We start from the raw sequence: 19,730 nt of genomic DNA on the forward strand, positions 1-19,730 counted from the left end.
GGCCACCCTGCGTGTCCGCCGAGTCCTGCCCGTGCGCGAGGTGAGACCGAGCACCGTCGCCGGGCAGGAGCGGGGGAACCACTTCCCCGGTCGACCGGACCCCGTCCGGACGACCTCGGGGTGAAGCCACGCAAGTGGCCGGGCTCCTCGGCCCGAACCCGACAGCTAACTCCGCAGGCGCGTGGAGGAAACCTCATGCGCAAGCTCGTCGTGTCGCTGCTCGCTGCCCTCGCACTGGTCCTGGGACTGCTCGCACCGCTCTCGCTCACCGGCTCCGCCCAGGCGGCGCCGCCCCCCGCCGCCGCGAAGAAGAGCGGTGGCTACAAGCCCGTCGTCTTCAAGATGAAGCGCCCCCAGAAGAAGCAGAAGAAGGTGCCGCACGCCGGCGTCTGGAACCGCCTCGCCAAGTGCGAGTCCGGCGGCAACTGGCGCATCAACACCGGCAACGGCTACTACGGCGGCCTGCAGATCAGCCCCGGCACCTGGGGCGCCTTCGGCGGCAAGCGCTTCGCGCACCTGCCGCACAAGGCCTCCAAGGGGCAGCAGATCACCGTGGGCGTGCGGATCAAGAACGGTCAGGGCTGGGGCGCCTGGCCCTCCTGCTCGCGCAAGATCGGCGTCCGCTGACCCCCTGAGCAGACCTGGGAGCGTCCCTCAGCCCCGCGTCGCGCCGTAGCCCAGCAGCGCCGCGAGGCCGAGGGCGCTGCGCGGCGCCCACCCGGTGCGCCAGAGCCCCCCGTGCGCGGCGGCGTACGCCTCGTCCTGCCAGGGGTGCGCGTGGCGCGGGCCGCCGTCGGTGTGCAGGTCGTGCACCAGCAGCGCCGCCATCAGCACGTTGGACGTCGAGGGCTCGAAGACCTCGACGCCGAAGCGGTGCGCCCCGGCGTACGCCGCCGCGAGCGCGCGGTTCTTCACCACCGAGCGGGTGCGGGTCGGGGGCGCCACGTTGAGGGAGACCAGGGCGCCGTCGTGGCGGGCCGTGGTGGCGCGCCAGCGCTGGAGCCGCTTGGCCAGCGCGTAGTTGGGGCCCTGCTGCGGCACCATCGAGTCGTTGATGCCGGGGTCGGCGCCCACGACGTACTGCCGCCGCAGCAGTCGTCCGCCCGACAGCGTGCGCAGCGGACGGCTCAGCGCCTTGGTGCGTCCGGACCGACTGTCGTAGACCCGCGTGGAGTGCTCCACGGCGTCGCGCGGCACCACGAAGACGTCGGTCGGCGTGGCCAGGAAGGCCAGCGCGGTGCCGGGGCGCTGCTCGCCCAGGCGCCGCGTGAGCTCGTCGACCGCGGCGCTGACCCGGGTGTTGAGCGCGCCGTCGGCGTAGACGTAGTTGCCGACCACCAGCTCGCCCGGCTGCTCGGCCAGCCACGCGGTCGCCCGGGGCACCTCGACCAGCAGGTCGAGCCCGGCCGTGCGCTCCAGCGGGCCGTCGCCACGCGTCGGCACCACGAGCGTGCCTGCGCCGGCGCGCGCGGTGGTGAGCACCCGCTGCCACAGCTCGGGGCGCTCGGCGAGGTCGACGGCGGCGACCCGCGCACCCCAGCGCATCAGCGAGGGCAGCGGCCCCATCTCCGCGCCCGCGCCCAGCACGGCGACGGTGCGGCCCTCGAGGCGCAGCCACTCCGGGTGGGCCACCACCTGGGCGACCGCCTCGGCCACCGAGGGCTCCACGATGCCGTCGCGGACCCAGTCGTCGACCCGGCGGCGCAGCGCGTCACCGCGGAGCCGGTCGCCGCGGTAGGGCAGCACCAGCTCGGTGACCGGCTCGGCCTCCCCCACCACCTCCACGGTCCGGGGGGCCGCGCCACCGAGGTCGTCGGGCCAGTCGGCGAGCGCCACGTCCGCGTCGCCACCGGTGGCCACCCGCATCCGCCGGTGCAGCGACGCCAGGCCCGCCCGCGCGACGTCGACGGCGGCCTCCGGCGAGGTCAGGCCGGCCTCGACGAGCCGCCGGAAGTGCGGCAGGTAGCCCGAGCGCCAGCTCGACTCCTGCGACGCCGCCACCGCGCCCGTCGGGTCGACCGCCCGCAGCGCGTCGGCCACCACGGCGCGACCGGTGGCGGAGGTGCTGCGGCGGCCGTCGCCCTCCCGCGGGAAGACCAGGCCGGAGTCGGGGGTCGTGGTGTCGCTGCTCACGGCGGTCATCCTGCCGCACCTCCCGACCCGCTCCCGGCCTCCGCCCAGCCCTGCTCGACGAGCAGCAGCGCCTGCGCGCGGGTGAGCCCCCGGCGCCGGGCCACCGCGACGTACGCCGCCGCGGCCGCGCGCGCGTCGCCGTCGTCGTCCTGGGCGCCGGTGACGAAGGTGCCGCGGCGTCCTTGCGTGCGCACCACCCCGTCGGCCTCGAGCTCGCGGTAGGTCCGGGCGACGGTGCCGGCGGCCAGCCCGAGCGAGCCCGCCAGGGCGCGGACCGGGGGCAGCCGGGTGCCGGCGGGCAGGCGACCGTCGGCGGCCGCCGCGGCCAGCTGCTGCCGGAGCTGCTCGAAGGGCGCGGCGTCCGCAGCGGGGTCGACGGCGAGCAGCGCCGTCACGGGGTCCGGGGCAGCTCCGTCGTCCACGTGTGGACCGTAGCGGGGTTGCCGCTGCGCATCGATGTGTCCTTGCCAATAGTGTGTCACGCACACTATGGTGCGACGCATGGACGACGAGATGCTCGCCGCGCACGTGCAGGAGCTGCGCCGCGGCACGGTCGTGGTCGCGGCGCTCGGCATCCTGCGCGAGCCGACCTACGGCTACGCGCTGCTCGAGCAGCTGGAGCAGGCCGGCTTCCGGGTCGACGGCAACACGCTCTACCCGCTGCTGCGGCGCCTGGAGAAGCAGCAGCTGCTGACCAGCGAGTGGAACACCGAGGAGTCCCGCCCGCGCAAGTTCTACCGCGTCGCCCCGGCGGGCGAGGCGCTGCTGACCGCGCTGCTCGAGGAGTGGCGGTCGCTGGACACGTCGATCGAGAAGCTGAGGTGAGCACGATGAACCCACGAGCAACCCCCACCGCTCCCCCCGCGCCCGGGCCGGACTCCCTGACCGAGCGCTACGTGCACGCCGTCACGCGCAGGCTCCCCGAGGACCAGCGCGACGACGTCGCCCGCGAGCTGCGCGCCACCGTCGCCGACCGGGCCGACTCGCTGCACGACGCGGGAGCGACCGACGACGAGGCCGAGCGCGCCGCGGTCACCGAGCTCGGAGACCCCGACCGCCTGGCCGCCGACTACCGCGGCAGCGCCCAGCAGCTGATCGGTCCGGCGCTCTACCCCGCGTGGGCCCGGATGCTGCGCATCCTGCTGCTGGTCGTGGTGCCGATCGTGGTCGTGGTGGTGACGGTGGTCGACCTGCTCGACGGCGCCGACGCGGGGTCGTTGATCGGCGGCGCGGTCACCACGGCACTGGGCGTGGGCGTGCAGCTGGCCTTCTGGGTGACCCTCGTCTACGCGCTGCTCGACCGCACGCTGAGCCGCGCCGAGGCCGAGCAGGCCTGCGGCGGACCCTGGAGCCCCGACGACCTGCCCCCGGTGCGCACCTCGCGTGGCTCGGTGGGCGACCTCGCCGCGTCGCTGGCGTTCTACGCGCTCGTCGCCGGCGCCCTGGTGTGGCAGCAGCTGCGTCCGCCCGTCGACGGCCACCCGCTGATCGACCCGGCGCTGTGGTCCTTCTGGATCCCGGTGCTGCTCGTCGCGCTGGCGGGCGAGGCGGCGTACGAGGTCTGGAAGTGGCGCACCGGCTGGACCCGCCGCACCGCGCTGCTCAACCTGGTGCCCACGACGCTCTTCGCCCTGCCGCTGGCCTACCTGGCGTGGAGCGAGCGCCTGCTCGACCCCGACGCGGTGGCGGCGATCCAGCAGGGCTGGCCCGACTTCGACCCGGGCGTCGCCCACCTCGTCGTCCTCGCCGTCTGCGTGGTCGTCTGGGTCTGGGACGTCGTCGACGGCTTCCGCCGGGCGGCCTGAGCCGTGCCGGGTCGTACGACGGTCGTCGGCGCGGTGATGCTGCGCGACGGGCGGGTGCTGGCCGCCCGGCGCTCGACGCCGCCCGTGGGGCTCTGGGAGTTCCCCGGCGGCAAGGTCGAGCCGGGCGAGCAGCCACCCGACGCGCTCGTGCGCGAGCTGCGCGAGGAGCTCGGCCTGGCGGTCACCGTGGGCGCGGAGGTCGGCGACCACGAACGTCCGTGGCCGATCTCGGAGCGTCTCGAGCTGCGGCTCTTCCTGGTCGACGCCAGCGGCGACCCCGCACCGGGAGACTCCCACGACGCGCTGCGCTGGGTGGGCCCGGAGCAGCTCGACGGGCTCGACTGGCTCCCCTCCGACCGCGACGCGCTGCCGCTCGTGCGCGACCAGCTCGTGACCTCGGTGCTGCGCGACTGACGCACGCCGCTGCTACGTTCGTGCGGTTGTCCGAACGACCTCGAGGGTTGCCCGTGACCGATCCGTACGCCGACCGCCCCGTGCCGGTCGACCCCTTCCTGCTGCAGCAGCTCGGCGCCGAGACCGAGGCCCGCGCCGCCGGCGCCGTGGCCCCCTTCTCCGAGTCGCCCGGCGCTCCCCCCGAGCTCCTCGCGGAGGTCTGGGAGGCCGTCGCCTCGCTGGGCACCACGCTCGTCGAGGCCTCGCACGACCTCGCGGCGCACCCGGAGCCGGCCTTCGAGGAGCACCGCTCCGCCGAGGCGCTCGCGCGGCTCGTCGAGGCGCACGGCATCCCGGTGACCCGCAAGGCCTACGGCCTCGACACCGCCCTCGAGGCGGTGCTCAACCCCGACTCCGACGGGCCCACCGTCGCCGTGATGTCGGAGTACGACGCACTCCCCGGCATCGGCCACGCGTGCGGCCACAACGTCATCGCCACCACCGGCGTAGGCGCCTTTCTCGCCCTGGCGCGCGTCGCCGACCGGCTGCCCGGTCGCGTGGTGTGGCTCGGCACCCCCGCCGAGGAGGGTGGCGGCGGCAAGGAGCTGATGGCCCGCAACGGCGCCCTCGACGGCATCGACGCGGCCGTGATGGTGCACCCCTTCACCTACGACGTCGCCGCGCCGATCTTCCTCGGCCGGCGCCAGCTGCGGGCCACCTTCACCGGCATCGCGGCGCACGCCTCCGCCCAGCCCTTCATGGGCCGCAACGCCCTCGACGCGGTGTCGCTCGCCTACCAGGGCGTCGCGCTCCACCGGCAGCAGATGCCGCCCACCGACCGCGTGCACGGCGTGGTGACCGACGGCGGCGAGCGCCCCAACGTCATCCCCGAGCGCGCCGAGCTGCTCTTCTACCTGCGCAGCGAGTACCCCGAGTCGCTCGGCATCCTGTCCGACCGGCTCGCCGACATCGTGCGCGGCGCCGCGCTGATGACCGGGTGCGCCGTCGAGCTCACCTGGGACGAGGCGCCGGCGTACCTCCCGATCCGCACCAACGCCGCCCTGGCCGCGAGCTGGAGCCGGCGCTACGCCGAGCGCGGGCGGCGGGTGCTACCGGCCGGCGTGCTGCCGAGCCTCTTCGCCGGGTCGACCGACTTCGGCAACGTCTCCTTCCGCGTGCCCGGCGTGCACGCGATGGTGAGCATCACCGACCCCCAGCAGGTCAGCGACCTCTCGCTGCACACGCGCGAGTTCGCCGAGGCCGCCGTCGGGGCGGAGGCCGACCGGGTCGTCACCGACGCGGCGTACGCCCTGGCGGCCGTGACCGCCGACTTCGTCTGCGACCCCGCCCTGCGCGAGGCCGCCCGCACCGACTTCGAGGCGCAGGGTGGCGCCGTCGACGTCCCGGCCTACTTCGACCGTCCCGACACCACCTAGGAGCTCCTCCTCATGGCTGACTCGGCAACCACGAAGAAGGCGGGCACCCGCACCGACCGGATGCTCGCGGGCATCGAGCGGGTCGGCAACAAGCTGCCCGACCCCTTCCTGCTCTTCCTCGGGCTCTTCCTCTTCGTCGGGGCGCTCTCGACCGCACTGCAGCTCGCCGGCACCTCGGTGACGATCCCCGGCACCGACGAGCCCACCGCGGTGCGGGGGCTCTTCACCGGCGAGGTCATGACCTGGCTGACGGTCAACCTGGGCGCCAACTTCATCGGCTTCCCACCGCTGGTGACGGTGGTGACGATCCTGCTGGCGGTGACCGTCGCCGAGCGCACCGGCATGCTGGCGGCCGCGATCCGCGCCTCGCTCGGCTCGGCGCCCCGGTGGCTGCTGCCGTACGCCGTCGGGCTGGTCGGCGTCACCGCCTCGGTGATGTCCGACGCGGCCTTCCTGGTCGTGCCGCCGCTGGCGGCGATGGTCTTCAAGGCCGCCGGCCGGCACCCGATCGCGGGCCTGGTGGGCGGCTTCGCCGCCGTCGGGGCCGGCTACTCCACCTCGCCGCTGGTCACGAGCCTCGACGCCCTCTTCGCCGGCATCACCAACGCCGTCACGACCGCGCTGCCCGACCCCGGCGCGACCGTGACACCGGTGTCGAACTTCTACTTCAACCTGGTCTCGTCCTTCGTGCTCGCCGCCGTGGCCGGCTTCATCATCGACCGCATCGTCGAGCCGCGCCTGGTGCGTGAGGGCGCCCCCATCGAGATGGTCAGCACCGACGACGACGTGGCCGACCTCAGCGCCGCCGGCGGCGACGACGAGGAGGTGGCCGCCGCGCTGCGCGAGACCCCGTCGGACCTCTCGCACGAGCTCGAGCCGGCGGAGCGGCGCGGGCTGTGGATGGCCGGGCTGACCTTCGTCGTCCTGGCGGCGCTGGTCCTCGTCGCGGTGCTCCCGGGCGGATCTCCCTGGCGCAACGACGAGGGCGCCTTCCTGCCGGAGTCGCCGCTGCTCGACTCGACCGTCTTCGTGGTCTTCGTGCTCTTCCTCGGCCCGGCGCTCGCCTACGGCTACACCAGCGGCTCGCTGCGGCACGCCTCCGACGTGCCGGCGGTGATGGGCCGCGGCATCAAGGACATGGCGGCGTTCCTGGTGCTCGCCTTCATGCTCGGCCAGTTCATCGCGCTCTTCAACTGGTCCAACCTCGGCTCGGTGCTCGCCGTGACGGGGGCCGAGGGGCTCAAGTCGATCGGCCTCACCGGCTTCCCGGCCATCATCGGCTTCATCCTGCTGTGCTCGCTGCTCAACCTCTTCATCGTCAGCGGCAGCTCGATGTGGACCCTGGTGGGCGCGGTCTTCGTGCCCCTCTTCGCGCTGCTCGGCTTCGAGCCCGGCTTCACCCAGGCGGCCTTCCGCGTCGGCGACTCCGCGACGCAGGTGATCACCCCGATGAACCCCTACATCTGGATCTTCCTGGTGATGCTCAAGCGCTACGAGCCGCAGGCCGGTCTCGGCACGGTGATCTCGCGGATGCTGCCCTTCGTGATCCCCTTCTGGATCGCCTGGGTGATCGTGCTCGCGGTCTTCTACTTCACCGGCACCGACGTCGGCCCCGGCGTCGGCATCCGCATCGAGTAGCCGGCCTCGGGTCCTCTCAGTCGGAGACCGGCACCACGAGCACCGGGCAGTCGGCGCGCTCCACGACCGGCACGGCGACCGAGCCCACCAGCAGGCGGTCGGCGAGACCGCGCTGCTCGTGGCCCAGCACCAGGAGCTCGGCCTCGTGCGAGATGGCGGCGAGCGCGGGGATGGGCGGGCCCGCGGCCAGCACGACGTCGGCGACCACGTCGGGGTGCTCCTCGCGCAGCCCGGCCATGGCCTCCGCCATGTCGAGGTGCTCCTGCTCCACGCCGCGCGGTGGCGGGGCCGCGTCGCTGTAGCCCTCGCTCCAGGTCGCCATGAGGTCCCACGAGCTGTGCAGCACGGTGAGCGGCCGGTCCGCGCGCTCGGCCTCGGCGAAGGCGCGCTCCAGCACGGGGCGCGACAGCTTGGAGCCGTCGGCCCCCGCGACCACGCCGCGGGGGCTCGCGTCGTGGTGCCGGGGACGGTGCACCACGACGGGGCAGTGGGCGTGCCGCACCACCGACGTGCCGACCGACCCGAGCAGCAGCGTCGCGACCGGGCCCCGGCCCCGCGAGCCGAGCACCAGCAGCGAGGCGACCTGCGAGGCCGCGAGCAGCGCCGTGCGCGCGTCGTCGACGGCGACGACGCCCAGCACCTCGACCTCCGGCGCCTTCGCGCCGACCTGGTCGGCGGCCTCGGCCAGCTGCCGCTCGCCGGCCTCGCGGGCTGCGGCCACGAGGTCCTCGGTGCGCACCGGCACGTCGGGCAGCATCAGCGTGACCGAGCCGGTCGCGTAGACGACGGCCAGCGGACGACGCTCGGACCGGGCTCGCACGGCGGCCCAGCCGAGGGCCTCGCGCGCCGACGGCGAGCCGTCGTACGCCGCGACGATGCTGCCGAGGGGGATGTCGGAGATGCGGCTCATGGGTGCCTCCTGGGTCGACGACGACGGTCACCACCGTCGCGCCTCCAGCGTGCGTCGGGCCGCGCTCGCCGGACAGGGAGCGAGGACCCCTCAGCCCGGGACCAAGGTCACGGGATCCGACCGTCGCGCGCCAGCACCGACACGTCGTCGGTGACCGTGTCGGGGTAGATCAGGCCGGTGCCGGTGTTGAGCACGGCCACGCGCTCGTGCTCACCGATCCAGCCGGACTCGCGCAGCTCGCGCGCCGCGGCGAAGCAGGCGGCGCCCTCCGGGCACACCCACACGCCCTCCGCGGCGGCCACGGCCGCCAGCTCCTCCAGGATGGTCTCGTCGCTGACCGCGACCGCGGTGCCGCCGGACTCCCGCACCGCGCGGAGCACCAGGAAGTCACCCAGCGCCTTCGGGACGTTGATGCCGAAGGCGAGGGTCTGCGTGCCCTCGACCAGCGTGCTCTCCTCGCGGCCCTGCTCGTAGGCGTCGACGATCGGCGCGCAGCCGGTCGACTGCACCGCCACCATCCGGGGCAGCTCGCCGCGCAGCCAGCCCAGCTCCCGCATCTCCAGCATCGCCTTGTGGATGCCGATCAGCCCCACCCCTCCCCCGGCGGGGTAGAGCACGACGTCCGGCGCCTCCCACCCGAGCTGCTCGGCGAGCTCGTAGCCCATCGTCTTCTTGCCCTCGATCCGGTAGGGCTCCTTGAGCGTCGCGACCTCCTGGCAGCCCTCGCTCGGCCACCGCCCGGGCGACCAGCGCGCCGGCGTGGTTGATGAGGCCGTCGACGAGGTAGAGCTCGGCGCACGCGGCCACGCACTCCCGGCGGGTGATCTCGGGAGCGTCGACCGGCATCACCACGAGGCTGCGCATGCCGGCGCGGGCGGCGTACGCCGACCACGCGGCGCCGGCGTTGCCGTTGGTCGGCATCGCCACCGACCGCACGCCCAGCTCGCGCGCCCGGCTCACGGCCACCGCGGCGCCGCGTGCCTTGAAGCTGCCCGTCGGCAGCGCGCCCTCGTCCTTCATCAGCAGACCCGGCAGCCCGACGGCAGCGCCGTACGTCGGCATCCGGAGCAGCGGCGTCATGCCCTCGCCGAGGGTGGTGACGTGCGCGGGGTCCCGCACCGGCAGCACCTCGTGGTAGCGCCACAGGTCCGGCGCCCGGAGGGCGACCTGGTCACGCGTCACCACCTCCCGCACCCGGTCGAGGTCGTAGCGCGCCAGCAGCGGGGCGCCCACGCTGCTGAGGCCGTGCACGACGTCGGCGTCGTACGTCTCCCCCGTCCGGGGGCACTCCAGGTGGGACAGCATGGAGAAAGGGCCAGAAGGCTGGTCGGTGCGCTGGTCCGAGAGCATCCGCCCACCCTGCCGCACGCGTGGTCCGGCTACCGGGGCGGCTCGGCCACCAGGTCGCCCATGGCGTCGAGCACCGCGGCGACGCGCGAGATCTCGTGGGTGCGGTGGATGCCGGTGCGGCCGAGGGCGGCGAGCACGGCGAAGAAGCCCTCGGCGCTGCGCACCTCCTCGCCGAAGAGGTCCATCGCGCTCGGCAGCGCGTGGCAGACCGGCACGCCGAGGCCGCGCAGCCGGAAGGTCTGCAGCAGCAGCGCCCCCTGGTAGCGCGCCCGCTCGGCGGGGTCGGGCAGCCACGCCAGGCCGAAGCCGATCCCGGGGTCGATCGCGACGGAGCCCACCCCGAGCTCCCGGGCGTGGGCGAGCCGACGCTCGAACTGCTCGAGCATGGCCGGCACCGGGTCGGACGCGACCGGGTTGGTCGCCGGGTCGTGCAGGTCGCGGGCGTGGGTGCCCTCGATGTGGCAGAGCACGACCGAGGCGTCGTACGCCGCGGCGAGGCCGAACATCGCCTCGTCGTCGCCCGAGCCGGTCAGGTTGAGCACGCGGGCCCCCGCCTGCAGGCAGGCCTCGACGGTCGCGGGGTGGTAGCTCTCGACCGAGACCGCGACGCCCGCCTGCGCCAGCTCCTCGATCACGGGCACGAGCTGTCGCGTCTGCTCCATCGCCGAGACGATCTCGGTGCCGGCGTTGCTCGACTCGGCGCCGATGTCGACGATGTCGGCGCCCTGGGCGGCGAGCACGGAGCCGCGGCGTACGGCGGCGGCGTGGGTGGCGGCGACGCTCTCGCGGTACCAGGAGTCGCGCGAGAGGTTCAGCACGCCCATCAGCGCGGGGCGGGCGTCGGTGTCGATCTCCCGGTCGCCGACGCGGAAGGGGGCGACCGGCTGGTCGAGCTGGTCGCCGTAGGCGTCGACGAGGGCCGCGAGGGACTTCAGCGTGATCACGGGCGTGGTCTTCCTCCTGGGCCCGCTGCTGGACCCGTCGACAGGTGGTGCCTCAGGCAACGTACCCAGCAGGATCACGCGGCCTCGTCGCGGGCGAGCAGGTGGCGGCACGGCGCCGCCGCGGGCTCGGGGACCAGCCCTGCCAGCCGGCGCAGCTCGCCCCGGCTGAGCGGGTCCTCTCCTGCGACCAGGGGCCCCAGCGCCGGCGCCTGGAGCAGCACCCGTCCGACCACCGGCCACGGGTCGACCGGCTCCTCGAAGTCCATCCGCGCCAGCCGACGCTGCAGGTCGCCCGCGAGGGCGTCGTGCACCAGGGCGAAGCACGCGCGCTGCTCCCGCCGGACCCGGCGCAGGACGGCCTCTGGGTCGTCGCCCTCGGGTGGCGGCTCCGCGGCCCAGCCGTGGTCGTGCTCGACCAGGGAGAGCAGCCAGCCCTGCCACACCTGCGGCACGTCGCTCAGCGTGCCGAAGTCGTGCTCGAGGTCAAGGGGCTCCTGCTCCGGGTCCGGGTCGTGCCACGCCTCGGCGACGGCGTCGAGCCAGCCGGCGGGGTGGCTGGCCACACGGTGCGCCGTGTGAGCCGGTACGTCGAGCGGCACCGACTCGAGCATCTCGCCGCCCTCCACCGGCACCAGCCGACCGACGGCATGCTGACCCACGCCGACGAAGTGGGCGCTCCCGATGTCCGGCACCACGTGCTCCTCGCCGGTGGCCAGGTCGCGCCACCGCAGCAGGCGGTCACCGGCGTCCAGCAGCCGCAGGCCGCGCATCGGGACGTCCGCCCAGTCACGGACCCGGCCGGCTCGCGCGACCAGCCGCGGCGAGGCCACGTGATCGAGGAACCGGCGGAGCCCGCCCAGGTCGTGCAGCAGCAGCTGGCGTCGTACCCAGTCGCGCTCGGGGTCGAGCGGGTACGCCACGCGGTCGCCGGGCCCCCACCGCAGCTCCTCCGACCTCGCCTCGGCCTCGTCGGCCAGGTCCACCATCCCCGGCGCGCGCGAGCGTGCCGCCTGCTGCAGCACCCACCGTGCGTGGCCCCACGCCGGGACGAGGTCGCCCAGGTGCGCGAGCTGGAAGAGTGTGTCGAGGCGCTCCGGCGCCATCAGGGCCGGCTCCCCTCCAGTGCGCAGGTGGTCGACCACCACCCGGAGCGCCTGCTCCTCCCGGCCCTGCGCCTCCCAGAGCGTGACCTCCAGCTCGATCTCGGCGAGGCGCTGTCGTTGCTCCCACGGTGTGCTCACGACATCCACCCCAGCCGCTCGCGTCCGGTCGCGACAGGGGTGATCAAGGATCTGTGGACAACCACAGACGCGCCGGAAACGTGTCCACAGAGTGTCGAACATCTGTTCTATTGTCGCACCCGAGCAGTAGAATCCTCTCATGGAGCCAAGCCCCTACCTCCCCAAGCGCCAGGTCCTCGACGTCCTCGTCGAGGCCCGCGCCGAGGAGCAGGAGGCGCAGGTCCGGCAGCTCCGCCTCGCGCTTCAGTGGGCGCTGCTCCACCCCGCCGCGGAGGGTGCGGCGTACGCCGGCTGGGGTGACGACGGCCTCGTGCTCGGCGACGGCGTCGGCGGGCCTATCCCGCTCGCGGGCGACGGCGCACCCCTGGTCGCTGCGGCCGCACCGCTGGAGCTGGCCGCCGCGCTGGGCCGTCCGGCCGAGCACGCCCAGCAGCTGCTCGGCGACACCCTCGAGCTCGTCTTCCGGCTCCCGCGGCTGTGGGAGCTGATGTGCGCCGGGCGCATCCCGGTGTGGCGCGCCAGGGCGATCTCGCGGGAGACCCGCGACCTGTCCCTCGATGCCGCGCTGCACGCCGACCGGCTGCTCTGCGCGGTGCCGGACCGGCTCGACCAGCTCACCGCCGCTGGCGCCGCTCGCCTGGTCCACGAGGCCCGGCTCCACGCCGACCCCGACCGCGCGAGGGCTGATGAGGACGAGGCGCTGGCTCGTCGTGGGGTGTGGCTGCAGCGCGACGGCCGCGCACCCGGGGTCACCGACGTCCACCTGACCCTCGACACCCCAGACGCGATCGCCTTCGACGCCACCGTCGGACGGCTCGCCGGTGAGCTCAAGGAGCTGGGTGACACTGACGTCCTCGACGTCCGCCGCGCCAAGGCCGTCGGCGTCCTCGCGGACCCCCAGCACGCCCTCGACCTCATGAACGAGGAAACCACCGACCCTCGGCCTCAAGGCGCCGGGACCCTCGACCTGAACGTCCACCTCACGCCCTCCGACCTCAAGAGCGACGGCGTCGCGGTCGTCGAGCGACTCGGCGCACTGTCGACCGACCTCTTCGCCGGCTGGCTCAGCCGCTGCGGCATTGAAGGCGCCACCGTCAGGGTCCGTCCGGTCATCGACCTGAGCGCTGACGCCTCGGTCGACCGCCACGACCCGCCACCAGCGATGCGCGAGCACGTCCTCCTCCGCGACGCGACCTGCGTCTTCCCCGGCTGCCAGCGTGACTCCCGCTCCTGCGACCTCGACCACATCGAGGCATACGACCCCGACGGCCCGCCCGACCAGACGCGACCTTCCAACCTTGCGCCGCTCTGCAGGCGCCACCACCGCGCCAAGACCCACGCCGGGTGGAGCTACGTCCGCCGCCGCGACGGCACGTATGCCTGGACCAGCCCTCAAGGCCAGACCTACACCGTCGTCCCCACGAGCCAAGCACCCCTCGCCACCTGGCGCTGACCACCGGGCGGGCCCCCCGGGGGTCGAGCCTGTCGAGACCCCCGTACGCCGCCGGCTCACAGGGTCTCGAGACAGGCGCTGCGCGCCTTCCTCGACCACCCGGGCACCGTCGGTCGAGCCTGTCGAGACCCCCGACCCACCGTCTTGCCGGTCGAGCCTGTCGAGACCCCCTCACCTGCGCGCAGTTCGCCTGTGGACAGCCCGGTTCAGGGGTCGCGTGCGCAGCAGGGTGGGGTCATGGATGACCTCAACGAGGAGCTCGAGCGGATCCGGCTCCGTACCCAGTCCGACGTCCAACGCCTGTGGGAGCTGCTGATGCGACCGCTCGGCTTCTCCTCGACCACCGTGTGGCTCTGCGCCGTCGAGGAGGACGGCAGACCCATTCCGCACCTGAGCCAGGTCGGCGACCCCGGGGACCAGCGCGTCCCTTCGTCGGCGCAGGTCGCGGCGTTCGTCGACCTGCTGCGGCGCCTCTCCGCGGAGGCCGACGAGGCGATCGGCTTCGCCGTGCTGTTGAGCCGGCCGGGGCGGTCCGGTCTGTCCGACGACGACCGACGCTTCGCCGCCGACCTGTTGCGCGACTGCCGTGAGGCCGGAGTCACCTGCCATCCCGTCCACGTGGCCGACGACGTGGCCGTCAGGGCGGTGACCCCGGACGACCTCGCCGCCTGACGCACCGACGGCCCCCGACGCCGGAGCGTCGGGGGCCGTCGAGTCGTGGCTCAGCTGCAGCCGCTGGTGCTGCCGCAGCCCTCGCAGACGTAGCAGGAGCCGGCGGGGCGCATCTTGGTGCCGCAGGTCATGCAGAGCGGGGAGTCGATGGCGGTGCCGGTGATCTTCTCCAGGAGCTCTGCGGAGGTGTGGGCGTCGCCCGGGGCGGGCTTGGCCTTCTGCTCCACGACCCGCTCCTCGGCGACCTCGGCCGGGGTGGCGGGCGCCACGGGGGCGGCCGCTGACGCGGTGAGCTCGCTGGCGGACCCGGTCTCCTCGAGGGGCTCGTAGGAGCCGGTCTCGAGGTGGCGCTGGCGCTCCTCGGCGGAGTAGATGCCGAGCATGGACCGCTCGTCGAAGGACAGGTAGTCCAGCGCCAGGCGGCGGAAGATGTAGTCCATGATCGACTGGCTCATCCGCACGTCGGGGTCGTCGGTCATGCCGGCGGGCTCGAAGCGCAGGTTGGTGAACTTCGAGACGTAGGTCTCCAGCGGCACGCCGTACTGCAGCCCGATGCTGACCGCGATCGAGAAGGCGTCCATCACGCCGGCCAGGGTCGAGCCCTGCTTGCCGAGCTTGAGGAAGATCTCGCCCAGCTCGCCGTCGGCGTGGGCGCCCGAGGTCATGTAGCCCTCGGCCCCACCGACGGTGAACGACGTGGTCTTGGCGGTGCGGCTCTTGGGGAGGCGCTTGCGCAGCGGCTTGTGGACCTCGACGACCTTGGTCTCGACCTCGGCCGCGACGCTCTGGCCCTGGTCCTTCTTGGCCTGGTCGGACTTGCCGTCGGCCAGGGGCTGACCGACCTTGCAGTTGTCGCGGTAGATCGCGGTCGCCTTCAGGCCGAGCTTCCAGCTCTGCAGGTAGACGTCGGCGATCTCCTCGACGGTGGCCGACTCCGGCAGGTTGACGGTCTTGGAGATGGCACCGGAGAGGAAGGGCTGGCAGGCAGCCATCATCCGCACGTGGCCCATGGGCTTGAGCGAGCGCGCGCCCATGGCGGTGTCGAAGACCTCGTAGTGCTCGGTCTTCAGGCCGGGGGCGTCGATGACGTGGCCGTTCTCGCCGATGTACTCGACGATCGCCTCCACGGTCTCCTCGGCGTAGCCGAGCTTGCGCAGCGCCCGCGGGATCGTCTGGTTGACGATCTGCATGGAGCCGCCGCCGACGAGCTTCTTGAACTTGACCAGCGAGAAGTCGGGCTCGATGCCGGTGGTGTCGCAGTCCATCATGAAGCCGATGGTGCCGGTGGGGGCGAGCACCGAGGCCTGGGCGTTGCGGAAGCCGTGCTTCTCCCCCAGCTTCTGCACGTCGTCCCAGGCCTTCGTGGCCAGCTTGTGCACCTGGGCGTCGGAGACGTGCATCGTGCGCACGACGTCGTTGGCCGCCTGGTGCTTGCGCATCACGCGCTTGTGGGCGTCGGCGTTGCGGGCGTAGCCGGCGTACGGGCCGACCACGCCGGCGAGCTCGGCCGAGCGCCGGTAGGAGGTGCCGGTCATCAGCGAGGTGATGGTCGCGGCCATCGAGCGGCCGCCGTCGGAGTCGTAGCCCAGGCCCATGGCCATGAGCAGCGCGCCGAGGTTGGCGTAGCCGATGCCGAGCTGGCGGTAGTCGCGGGTGGTGTCGCCGATCGGGTCGGTCGGGAAGTCGGCGAAGCAGATCGAGATGTCCATCGCGGTGATGATCAGCTCGACGGCCTTGGCGAACGTCGCGCCGTCGAAGGTGTCGTCGTCCTTGAGGAACTTCAGCAGGTTGAGCGAGGCCAGGTTGCACGAGGAGTTGTCGAGCGACATGTACTCCGAGCACGGGTTGGACGCGGTGATGCGACCGGTCTCGGGGTTGGTGTGCCAGTCGTTGATGGTGTCGTCGTACTGCAGGCCCGGGTCGGCGCACTCCCAGGCGGCCTGGCTGATCTTGTTGAAGAGCTCGCGGGCGTCGATGGTCTCGATGACCTCGCCGGTGGTGCGCGAGCGCAGCCCGAACTCGGTGCCGTCCTCGACCGCCCGCATGAACTCGTCGCTCACGCGCACGGAGTTGTTGGCGTTCTGGTACTGCACGGAGGTGATGTCGTCGCCACCGAGGTCCATGTCGAAGCCGGCGTCGCGCAGCGCACGGATCTTGTCCTCCTCGCGCGCCTTGGTCTGCACGAACTCCTCGATGTCGGGGTGGTCGACGTCGAGCACGACCATCTTCGCCGCGCGGCGGGTGGCGCCGCCGGACTTGATGGTGCCGGCCGAGGCGTCGGCGCCGCGCATGAAGGAGACCGGGCCGGAGGCCGTGCCGCCGGAGGACAGCAGTTCCTTGGAGGAGCGGATGCGGGAGAGGTTGAGGCCGGCACCGGAGCCGCCCTTGAAGATGAAGCCCTCCTCCTTGTACCAGTTGAGGATCGAGTCCATCGAGTCGTCGACCGAGAGGATGAAGCAGGCGCTGACCTGCTGCGGGCTCGCGGTGCCGACGTTGAACCACACGGGCGAGTTGAACGAGAAGTACTGGTGCACCAGCAGCCAGGTGAGCTCGTGCTCGAAGACCTCGGCGTCGGCCTCGGTCGCGAAGTAGCCGTGGTCGCGGCCGGCCTCGACGTAGCGGCTCACGACGCGGTCGATCAGCTGCTTGAGGCTCCACTCGCGGGCGTCAGTGCCGACGGCGCCGCGGAAGTACTTGGTGGTGACGATCGTGGAGGCGTTGACGCTCCAGAAGTCGGGGTACTCGACGCCGCGCTGCTCGAAGACGGTGTCGCCGGTCTTCCAGTTGGTCTGGACGACGTCGCGACGCTCCCAGGTGATCTCGTCGTACGGGTGCACGCCCGGGGTCGAGAAGTTCTGGTCGATCTTCAGCCCCGTCGCCTTCTTGCGGCTGCGTGCGCTACCCGTGCTCACGGTCTCCGTCATGTCGTCCCTGCTCCCTTGCGTGGTGTCCCTGGCTCGTACGGCGGTGCTGGTGGTGCTCGTGGTGCTGGTCCCGGTGGACGTCGAGGTCCCCGGACGTGGTGGCCCCGCGCGCTGCTTCCCCACAACGCACGGGGCTGATCGTGGTCAGCCCGTGGGCTGAGGTCGTGGCGTCTCCACAGTGTCGCCGTGGGCACCGACAGCGGCGCCGGCGAGCGCGTGCTCGGCCCGCAGCACCGCGATCTCGCTCTCGAAGTCCTCCGCGCTGGAGAACGCCTTGTAGACCGAGGCGAAGCGCAGGTAGGCGACGGCGTCGAGCTCGCGCAGCGGGCCGAGGATCGCCAGGCCCACCTCGTGGGCCGGCACCTCCGCCCACCCGGCGGACCGGATGGCCTCCTCGACCTTCTGACCCAGGCGGGCGAGGTCGTCTTCCCCGACCGGTCGGCCCTTGCAGGCCTTGCGGACGCCGGCGACGGCCTTCTCGCGGGTGAACGCCTCCGTGGTGCCGCTGCGCTTGAGCACCACCAGCTGCATCTGCTCCACGGTGGTGAAGCGCTTCTCGCAGGCCGGGCAGGTGCGGCGCCGACGGATCGAGCACCCGTCGTCGGCCACCCGGGAGTCGAGCACCCGCGTGTCGTTGCCGCGGCAGAAGGGGCAGTGCACTGGACTCTCCTCTCGAGGGTTCAACCTGTGGCCGGCGCTGTGGATTCCGTGTGGACGAACCGGGTTGGCTGTGGGAAACCCCGGCGTCCTGTGGAACTAGATGTGGATAACTACATCGTTGTAACTACTAGATGTTGGGGAACCGTAGACCGCTCCCTCCCCCCGGGTCAACCACGGGACTCACCACGATTCGCGCGTGTCGGCCACCTCGTCGGACGCGCGTCCATCGGCGCAGGTCAGCGGCTCGCCGACCGCCGTCGGCGTGGGCGGCCCAGTCTCGGAACCGGACTCCGGTGTCGCGCCTCGCGCACCGCCGGGCCACCATGCGGGGTGTGGACGACGGGGGACGACGACGCGTGCGGCTGCTGCTGGGGGCGGTGGCGGCCCTGCTGGCGTGGGGCGCACTGGTCGCGCTGGCGATCGCGGAGGGGCGCCAGGTCCGCGCCGGCGACGGCTCGTGGGCCCTGCTCACGCTCTGGGGCGTGGGCGCCGCGGCCTGCCTGTACGCCGCGGTCGCCCTCGCACTCCGCTCCCGCGACGAGGAGACGCCACCACCACCTCGCCAGACACCGCGCCCACCCCGCCAGGCGCCGCGTCACCGCGGCTGACCAGCCACGACGCGCGTTGTCCACAGGTCGGCGACGAGGTGTAGCGCGTCGGCCAGCCGGGTAGTTACCGTCCCGACGAGTCGGGACGGCCCCGGCTCGACCCGGCAGGTGACACATGCGACGGCTGACCTCCACCGCGGCCGCGGTCGCGTGCGCCGCACTGCTCGTCGGCTGCGGCGGTAGCCCCGAAGCCGGCCCCGCACCCACCCCCAGCCCGAGCTCGACGACCCCCTCCCCCACGGCGACCGCCACCAACGAACCTCCCGCCGAACCCAAGTCCACTCGCGAAAAGTCTCGCGAGGGCGCGATTGAGGCCGCGAAGTACTTCCTCAAGACGATGAGCCACTCATCTTCGATTGGGGATACGGCGACCTTTCGCTCGACCTTCGTCGCCCGCTGCACGCGTTGCGAGGCAATAGCGGACGGCATCGATGAGACCTACTCGGCTGGTGGCTCGATCACAGGTGGCGAGTGGGTCCCGACCGATGTTCGGTTCTACGACATCAGCGGGGACGTCGCGGTTCTGGACATCGTCGTGAATTACGAGGCGCAGACTTGGATCCGAAAGGAAGGTTCCGCGCCGGAGAACTTCGAGCCAACCCGGGGCGTGCTCAAGGCGTTCAATCTGCGTTGGCGACCCAGTGCGGGCTGGGCAGTCAGTGCGCTGGATCCAGACGCATGAGGTCCCTAGGAATGGCCGCCATTGTGTTCGTCGCGGTCCTGCTGCAACCTCAGTCCGCCATTGCAGATGTGAATGACCCTCGCCCCGGCAATAGCGCGTTTGAGGTCCTCGGCTCAGGAGTGAAGCAAGCTGCCGACTCCGACGGCATTAGCGCCGTCCCGACCCTCGCTTCGCGGGACCCCGCGGCAAGTGCCCCAACCATCCGATACGAATACCGCACGGCCTGCGACTCCGGGGCGTACAGCGCGGACACGGGAGCAGCGGTGTGCCCGACAGACCCCTGTCCGGAGGGCAGCACCCAGTACCGCCAGTGGGAGATCTCGCCCTCGGGCGAGCGGCCCATGGGCTTCGTCTGCTCGGGCAGCGGTCCTCCTGCTGCGGTGGAGGCGGCAGCTGCCGCACCGCCACAGGTGACGGACGCGATGGTGCTGGCGGCGTTCCGGCGGGTGCCGGTGCCGGAGCTGCGCTCGGTGAGCCAGCCGGAGGACACCACGCTGGTCAACTTCGAGACGATCTTCCACGCGGAGGCCGAACCCTTCACCGAGACCGTCACGATCCTGGGGCAGCGCGTCCGCCTCGAGATCGCGCCGAGCGAGTTCCGGTGGGAGCACGGCGACGGCACCACCGCCACCACGACGTCTGCCGGGGCGCCCTACCCCCGCCACGACGTGGTGCACCGCTACGCCGACGCCCACCGCACCGTGCGGCACCGCGTGGTCGTGACGTGGTCGGCGCAGTGGTCGCTCAACGGCGGGCCGCTGCGACCCGTCACCGGCACGGTGACCACCACGGGGCCGACGACCTCACTGCGCGTGGCCGAGGCCGTGCCCGCCCTGTCGGGACAGCGCTAGCCGGGCTCGACGACGGGCGCACGCGGCAGA

Annotated in this window: 19 protein-coding genes, 1 pseudogene and 1 riboswitch; of the genes and pseudogenes, 11 read left to right on the forward strand and 9 right to left on the reverse strand. The window is 72.9% G+C overall.

Annotation, left to right across the window (positions count from 1 at the left end; all coding sequences use genetic code 11):
- Nucleotides 1-41: 41 nt before the first annotated feature.
- Nucleotides 42-194: riboswitch (cyclic di-AMP (ydaO/yuaA leader) on the forward strand.
- Between the two features lies 1 nt (nucleotide 195).
- Nucleotides 196-627 carry a transglycosylase family protein gene (locus IG63_RS0114580; RefSeq protein ID WP_084597189.1) on the forward strand — a complete coding sequence of 144 codons (432 nt, stop codon included), beginning with the start codon at nucleotides 196-198 and terminating at the stop codon, nucleotides 625-627.
- A gap of 27 nt (nucleotides 628-654) precedes the next feature.
- Here IG63_RS0114580 and IG63_RS0114585 read toward each other — a convergent pair whose 3' ends face one another.
- Both IG63_RS0114585 and IG63_RS0114590 read right to left on the reverse strand, forming a co-directional pair.
- Nucleotides 655-2,133: a hypothetical protein gene (locus IG63_RS0114585; protein ID WP_211249331.1), complete on the reverse strand. Its 1,479-nt coding sequence runs from the start codon at nucleotides 2,131-2,133 to the stop codon at nucleotides 655-657.
- Nucleotides 2,134-2,138: 5 nt separating this feature from the next.
- Nucleotides 2,139-2,555 (reverse strand): GntR family transcriptional regulator, encoded by a 417-nt coding sequence (locus tag IG63_RS0114590; RefSeq protein WP_245604446.1) that lies wholly within the window; start codon nucleotides 2,553-2,555, stop codon nucleotides 2,139-2,141.
- A 79-nt stretch (nucleotides 2,556-2,634) separates the two neighbouring features.
- Here IG63_RS0114590 and IG63_RS0114595 point away from each other — a divergent pair, with 79 nt between their 5' ends.
- From IG63_RS0114595 to IG63_RS0114615, 5 genes are read left to right on the forward strand one after another with little or no spacing between them, the layout of a single operon-like run.
- Entirely contained in the window at nucleotides 2,635-2,958 is a 324-nt protein-coding gene (locus IG63_RS0114595) for a PadR family transcriptional regulator (protein WP_030485092.1), read from the forward strand.
- A gap of 5 nt (nucleotides 2,959-2,963) precedes the next feature.
- On the forward strand, nucleotides 2,964-3,938 hold the full coding sequence (locus IG63_RS0114600) for a permease prefix domain 1-containing protein (protein ID WP_157210186.1): 975 nt from the start codon (nucleotides 2,964-2,966) through the stop codon (nucleotides 3,936-3,938).
- A gap of 3 nt (nucleotides 3,939-3,941) precedes the next feature.
- Entirely contained in the window at nucleotides 3,942-4,352 is a 411-nt protein-coding gene (locus IG63_RS0114605) for a (deoxy)nucleoside triphosphate pyrophosphohydrolase (RefSeq protein ID WP_084597191.1), read from the forward strand.
- A gap of 53 nt (nucleotides 4,353-4,405) precedes the next feature.
- Entirely contained in the window at nucleotides 4,406-5,767 is a 1,362-nt protein-coding gene (locus tag IG63_RS0114610; protein WP_030485095.1) for a M20 family metallopeptidase, read from the forward strand.
- Between the two features lie 12 nt (nucleotides 5,768-5,779).
- Nucleotides 5,780-7,405 (forward strand): AbgT family transporter, encoded by a 1,626-nt coding sequence (locus IG63_RS0114615; protein WP_030485096.1) that lies wholly within the window; start codon nucleotides 5,780-5,782, stop codon nucleotides 7,403-7,405.
- A gap of 16 nt (nucleotides 7,406-7,421) precedes the next feature.
- Here IG63_RS0114615 and IG63_RS0114620 read toward each other — a convergent pair whose 3' ends face one another.
- The 5 genes and pseudogenes from IG63_RS0114620 to IG63_RS0114635 all read right to left on the reverse strand — a co-directional run bounded on the left by IG63_RS0114620 (nucleotide 7,422) and on the right by IG63_RS0114635 (nucleotide 11,850).
- Entirely contained in the window at nucleotides 7,422-8,315 is an 894-nt protein-coding gene (locus IG63_RS0114620) for a universal stress protein (RefSeq protein ID WP_030485097.1), read from the reverse strand.
- 107 nt (nucleotides 8,316-8,422) lie between these two features.
- Nucleotides 8,423-8,980 carry a pyridoxal-phosphate dependent enzyme gene (locus IG63_RS23860; protein ID WP_281174300.1) on the reverse strand — a complete coding sequence of 186 codons (558 nt, stop codon included), beginning with the start codon at nucleotides 8,978-8,980 and terminating at the stop codon, nucleotides 8,423-8,425.
- Nucleotides 8,981-9,098: 118 nt separating this feature from the next.
- Nucleotides 9,099-9,665 (reverse strand): annotated as a pseudogene (locus IG63_RS23915) (pyridoxal-phosphate dependent enzyme); the annotation flags it as partial.
- Between the two features lie 29 nt (nucleotides 9,666-9,694).
- Nucleotides 9,695-10,609: a dihydropteroate synthase gene (locus tag IG63_RS0114630; protein WP_036195585.1), complete on the reverse strand. Its 915-nt coding sequence runs from the start codon at nucleotides 10,607-10,609 to the stop codon at nucleotides 9,695-9,697.
- 74 nt (nucleotides 10,610-10,683) lie between these two features.
- Nucleotides 10,684-11,850, reverse strand: a complete 1,167-nt coding sequence (locus IG63_RS0114635; RefSeq protein WP_030485099.1) for a hypothetical protein — start codon at nucleotides 11,848-11,850, stop codon at nucleotides 10,684-10,686.
- A 139-nt stretch (nucleotides 11,851-11,989) separates the two neighbouring features.
- Here IG63_RS0114635 and IG63_RS23610 point away from each other — a divergent pair, with 139 nt between their 5' ends.
- Both IG63_RS23610 and IG63_RS21660 read left to right on the forward strand, forming a co-directional pair.
- Nucleotides 11,990-13,303 carry an HNH endonuclease signature motif containing protein gene (locus IG63_RS23610; protein ID WP_030485100.1) on the forward strand — a complete coding sequence of 438 codons (1,314 nt, stop codon included), beginning with the start codon at nucleotides 11,990-11,992 and terminating at the stop codon, nucleotides 13,301-13,303.
- Between the two features lie 237 nt (nucleotides 13,304-13,540).
- The gene (locus IG63_RS21660) at nucleotides 13,541-13,975 is read left to right on the forward strand and encodes a hypothetical protein (RefSeq protein WP_051706883.1); all 435 of its coding nucleotides are present in this window, start codon (nucleotides 13,541-13,543) and stop codon (nucleotides 13,973-13,975) included.
- A 50-nt stretch (nucleotides 13,976-14,025) separates the two neighbouring features.
- Here the strand turns inward: IG63_RS21660 and IG63_RS0114650 are convergent, their stop codons facing one another.
- Both IG63_RS0114650 and nrdR read right to left on the reverse strand, forming a co-directional pair.
- Nucleotides 14,026-16,899, reverse strand: a complete 2,874-nt coding sequence (locus IG63_RS0114650; RefSeq protein ID WP_030485102.1) for a vitamin B12-dependent ribonucleotide reductase — start codon at nucleotides 16,897-16,899, stop codon at nucleotides 14,026-14,028.
- A gap of 144 nt (nucleotides 16,900-17,043) precedes the next feature.
- Nucleotides 17,044-17,559, reverse strand: a complete 516-nt coding sequence (gene nrdR, locus IG63_RS0114655) for a transcriptional regulator NrdR (RefSeq protein WP_051706884.1) — start codon at nucleotides 17,557-17,559, stop codon at nucleotides 17,044-17,046.
- A 332-nt stretch (nucleotides 17,560-17,891) separates the two neighbouring features.
- Here nrdR and IG63_RS0114660 point away from each other — a divergent pair, with 332 nt between their 5' ends.
- The 3 genes from IG63_RS0114660 to IG63_RS20860 all read left to right on the forward strand — a co-directional run bounded on the left by IG63_RS0114660 (nucleotide 17,892) and on the right by IG63_RS20860 (nucleotide 19,700).
- On the forward strand, nucleotides 17,892-18,167 hold the full coding sequence (locus tag IG63_RS0114660; protein WP_157210187.1) for a hypothetical protein: 276 nt from the start codon (nucleotides 17,892-17,894) through the stop codon (nucleotides 18,165-18,167).
- Between the two features lie 115 nt (nucleotides 18,168-18,282).
- Nucleotides 18,283-18,849 (forward strand): DUF6318 family protein, encoded by a 567-nt coding sequence (locus IG63_RS0114665; RefSeq protein WP_030485105.1) that lies wholly within the window; start codon nucleotides 18,283-18,285, stop codon nucleotides 18,847-18,849.
- A gap of 263 nt (nucleotides 18,850-19,112) precedes the next feature.
- Nucleotides 19,113-19,700 (forward strand): hypothetical protein, encoded by a 588-nt coding sequence (locus IG63_RS20860; RefSeq protein ID WP_157210188.1) that lies wholly within the window; start codon nucleotides 19,113-19,115, stop codon nucleotides 19,698-19,700.
- The last annotated feature ends 30 nt before the right edge of the window (nucleotides 19,701-19,730 follow it).

It is taken from the genome of Nocardioides aequoreus (assembly GCF_000720335.1).
Classification (GTDB): Bacteria; Actinomycetota; Actinomycetes; order Propionibacteriales; family Nocardioidaceae; genus Marmoricola; species Marmoricola aequoreus.

Coding starts and splice junctions, on each gene's coding strand:
- IG63_RS0114580 (WP_084597189.1), top strand. CDS start 196: ATGCGCAAGCTCGTCGTGTCGCTGCTCGCTGCCCTCGCACTGGTCCTG.
- IG63_RS0114595 (WP_030485092.1), top strand. CDS start 2,635: ATGGACGACGAGATGCTCGCCGCGCACGTGCAGGAGCTGCGCCGCGGC.
- IG63_RS0114600 (WP_157210186.1), top strand. CDS start 2,964: ATGAACCCACGAGCAACCCCCACCGCTCCCCCCGCGCCCGGGCCGGAC.
- IG63_RS0114615 (WP_030485096.1), top strand. CDS start 5,780: ATGGCTGACTCGGCAACCACGAAGAAGGCGGGCACCCGCACCGACCGG.
- IG63_RS0114620 (WP_030485097.1), bottom strand. CDS start 8,315: ATGAGCCGCATCTCCGACATCCCCCTCGGCAGCATCGTCGCGGCGTAC.
- IG63_RS23860 (WP_281174300.1), bottom strand. CDS start 8,980: ATGGGCTACGAGCTCGCCGAGCAGCTCGGGTGGGAGGCGCCGGACGTC.
- IG63_RS23610 (WP_030485100.1), top strand. CDS start 11,990: ATGGAGCCAAGCCCCTACCTCCCCAAGCGCCAGGTCCTCGACGTCCTC.
- IG63_RS21660 (WP_051706883.1), top strand. CDS start 13,541: ATGGATGACCTCAACGAGGAGCTCGAGCGGATCCGGCTCCGTACCCAG.
- IG63_RS0114650 (WP_030485102.1), bottom strand. CDS start 16,899: ATGACGGAGACCGTGAGCACGGGTAGCGCACGCAGCCGCAAGAAGGCG.
- IG63_RS0114665 (WP_030485105.1), top strand. CDS start 18,283: ATGCGACGGCTGACCTCCACCGCGGCCGCGGTCGCGTGCGCCGCACTG.